2 protein-coding genes are annotated in these 3,103 nt (G+C 51.0%); both read right to left on the reverse strand.

Annotation, left to right across the window (positions count from 1 at the left end):
* A partial coding sequence (gene polA / locus PHU49_03860) for a DNA polymerase I (GenBank protein MDD5243129.1) occupies positions 1-2,591 on the reverse strand: 2,591 nt, incomplete at its 3' end.
* A gap of 63 nt (positions 2,592-2,654) precedes the next feature.
* Positions 2,655-3,103: Lrp/AsnC family transcriptional regulator (locus tag PHU49_03865; protein MDD5243130.1), on the reverse strand; the 449-nt coding region annotated here is incomplete at its 5' end.

Consider the following 3,103-nt stretch of genomic DNA (forward strand, 5'->3'; position numbering starts at 1 on the left):
GCCGCAGCCCAGCTATCTCCCTTTCCAATCGAAACCTTCAGGGGAACGGAAAGGGTAACTACCCGCTCCATCTCCTCCCGCACCAGTGTCTCCATCCCGGCAGTTTCCTCCTCTTTTACCTCGAAGAGCAGCTCGTCGTGGATCTGGAGGATGAGCCTCGAGGAGAGACCCCGCTCATTGATCTTCCGGTGGATATTGATCATGGCCATCTTGATGATGTCGGCGGCGCTGCCCTGAATAGGCGTATTCATGGCAGCGCGTTCCCCGAGGCCCCGGATGTTCGCATCGGTGTTGTTGATCTCCGGGATATAGCGCATCCTGCCGAAAAGGGTTCTTACAAAACCGTTGGCACGTGCCTCCCCGATGGTCCTGTCCATATACTCCCTGACGCCCTTATGCCTTTCGAAGTAACCGTCAATAAACTGTTGTGCCTCTCTTTGCGAAATACCAAGCTCTTTCGAGAGGCCAAAGGCGCTCATGCCATAGATAATACCGAAGTTGATGACCTTTGCGGTCCTGCGCATTTCGAATGTTATATTCTCCGGCTTCACCATGAATACACTGCCGGCAACGGTTGTGTGGATATCGCCGTCGTTGAGGAATGTATCGATGAGGGAAGCATCCTGTGACAGGTGGGCAAGAACACGGAGCTCGATCTGCGAATAATCAGACGAGAGGAGGATGCAGCCGTCCTCCGGCACAAAGGCCCCCCGTATCTTCATGCCTTCCTCTCCGCGGATCGGGATATTCTGGAGGTTCGGGTCGCTGCTGCTTAACCTGCCCGTTGCCGTGACCATCTGGTTGAAGGTCGTGTGTATCCTTCCCGTATGGGGGTTGATGAGAGTGGGAAGAACGTCGATGTAGGTATTTTTCAGTTTGGTCAGCGTTCTGTACTCGAGGATCTTTTTCGGCAAAGGGTGCTGGAGCGAGAGCGTTTCAAGGACCTCGATATCCGTTGAGTAGCCGGTTTTTGTCTTTTTCACGGGCGTGAGGTGCAGCGTGTCGAAAAGAATGCGGGAGAGCTGCTGCGGTGAATTGATGTTGAACGGCTCTCCTGCATGATCGTAGATCTCTTTCACGATGCCGGTGAGTCTTGTATCGAAATCACGCGACAGTTCGCCAAGGATCTTCCTGTCAACCTTCACGCCGGTCTGTTCCATGTCCGCCAGTACCTCTATGAGCGGGAGCTCTATCCTGTAATAAAGGTTTGCAAGATCCTGTGCCTCTATGGTGTGGAGTAAGATATCCTTCAGTTCCAATAGCCGGCAGGCGCTCTCAATAAGCATGGATTTCTGCTCCCGGGGTGTAAGGTCCGCGTCGAGGTATTCCTCAATGATCGATCCCAGCGCGTAGTCCTTCCGGAGCGGATTTATCAGGTACGTGGCAAGCATAACATCGAAGAACTGCGGGGGCGCTCCTCCGCTCCCTTTCCCCTCTGCCGTTTTTCCCTTCCGCAGGTTTATGATAATCAGCTTTTTCAGGTTGTAAGTGGCGATCTCTCCGGCACAGGAAAATATTTCGTACAGCTCTTTTTCGTTTTGCGAGAAGAAGGCGCCTTCCCCGTCAAAGACGGCAAAACCGTCAAGGTACAAATCACCGGAGGTTCTCCCCTGGAAGGCTGCCATGATGGCGATAGATCTCATGTTTAATTGTGTAAGCCCTGCTTCTTTCCATTCCACTTTTTCTCTGCCGTCTGCCTTGATCTCCCGGTAAAGGGATGTAAACTCAAGTTCCCTGTAGATCCTTCGCAGTTCCTGAAGGTCCTGCCCCCTGTTTTCGAGGTTCACAAGGCTTACGTCTACAGGTACATCGAGCCGTATAGTCGCGAGCTGCTTACTCATGACAGCAAGGTCTTTCCCGGTCAGTAGCTTTCCCCTGACCGATGGTTTTTTCACTTCTTCGATATTGTTATAGATCGCATCGATGGATCCAAGGCCGCTTATAAGCTCCCGCGCTGTCTTGTCGCCGATGCCCGGCACGCCGGGGATATTATCCGATGTGTCGCCACAAAGAGCCAGATAGTCGATCATGAGAGAAGGCCTGACACCGAATTTTTCCTCTGCCTCTTTTTCGCTTATCAACTGGTTTTTCATTGAATCATAGATAAAGACCTTTTCCGACAGAAGCTGCATCATATCCTTATCGCTGGTCACGATATATGTTTCCATATCGTCATGTTCTTTGAGCCCGTTCACGATAGTGCCGATAATATCGTCGGCCTCGAAACCGTCCATCTCAAGGATCGGTATACCCATGGCCCCGATGATCCTTTTCACATACGGTATCTGTATCGAAAGGTTGTCCGGCATCGGCGGTCTCTGGGCCTTGTACGCCTTCGATATCTCTTCTCTGAAGGACGGCGCCTTTGAATCAAAGACGATGACAAAGGTGTCAGGGTTTTCGGCGTTCATGAGCTTTTTGATCATGCTGATAAAGGCATAGATGGCGTTCGTCGGCATACCCTTTGAGTTTGAGAGGTGAGGGGTTGCATAAAACGCCCTGTAGAGGTAGGAGTTGCCGTCGACGAGAAAAACCCTTTTTCGATTGCCGATTGCCGATTGCCGATTGCCTATTTTTAATTCTTCATTCATGATCCCTCATTACTGTTTATCCGCGTACTCCGAACTCATCGCTTATTACTGCCGCGCAGTGGCCTACAACGGAAAATATGTCTTTATCTTGAACGTCTTTTTTTCAGGGAACCGGTATATCCTCAGTCCGTAGGTCCTCTCAAGGTCTGAGAGTGCGCGGTCTATTTCCCCGATCGTCTTTTTTGTAATGGTAAACCAGAGATTCAGGTCGCCTTCCCTCTCGTAATTGTGGGTAACTCCTGTCAGCCCGTTGATCTCCCGGGCGACTTCCATGATCCTGTTGTCATCAATGTGTACACCGCAGAGGACACTCACATAGCCAAGCTTTTTCCGTTCGAGTATGGGACCGATCCTCCGTATGATGCCGTTTTCTTTCAGCGTCTTTACCCGTTTCACTGCCTCTTTCCCGCTGATCCCGACCTGTTTCCCGATGTCGGCAAAGGGCTTCTCTGTGAGCGGAAACTCTTCCTGTATAAGGTTGAGTATCTTTTTATCTATCTCATCCATGGATA

This window comes from Syntrophorhabdaceae bacterium, from assembly GCA_028713955.1.
Lineage (GTDB): Bacteria > Desulfobacterota > Syntrophorhabdia > Syntrophorhabdales > Syntrophorhabdaceae > UBA5609.